Consider the following 551-nt stretch of genomic DNA (forward strand, 5'->3'; position numbering starts at 1 on the left):
TTGGTGTTCGGGGATCGGAGTGTGTCGTTCGGTGAGTTCGGTGCTCGGGTGTGGGGGTTGGCGCGTGAGTTGATCGCGGTTGGTGTGGGGCCGGATGTTGCTGTGGCTGTGGTGATTCCGCGGTCGGTGGAGTTGTTGGTCGCGGTTCACGCGGTTGTTGCTGCTGGTGGGCAGTATGTGCCGGTGGATCCGGATGCGCCTGCTGATCGTGTGGAGTACATGTTGGCGACGTCGGGTGCTTCGCTGGTGCTGGTGGCCGGTGGGTCGCCGGTGCCGGCTGCGGTGGCGCAGGTCGATGGTCTGTCGGTGCGTGAGGTGGATGCGTCGGGTTCGTTCGATGCTGGCGTGGGGCCGGTGTCGGATGCGGATCGTCGTGCGCGGTTGGGTGTCGATGATGCGTTGTACACGTTGTTCACGTCGGGGTCGACGGGGCGGCCGAAGGGTGTGACGGTGTCGCATCGGTCGGTGCTGAATCGGCTGGCGTGGATGGATGCGTGGTATCCGGTGTCGGGGTCGGATCGGGTGTTGCAGAAGACGCCGGTGACGTTCGA

Annotated in this window: 1 protein-coding gene; it reads left to right on the forward strand. The window is 65.0% G+C overall.

Going from position 1 to position 551, the window contains the following annotated elements; genetic code table 11:
- A partial coding sequence (locus OK17_RS20495; RefSeq protein WP_461418574.1) for an AMP-binding protein occupies positions 1 to 551 on the forward strand: 551 nt, incomplete at both ends.

Source organism: Gordonia sp. GN26 (assembly GCF_054823965.1).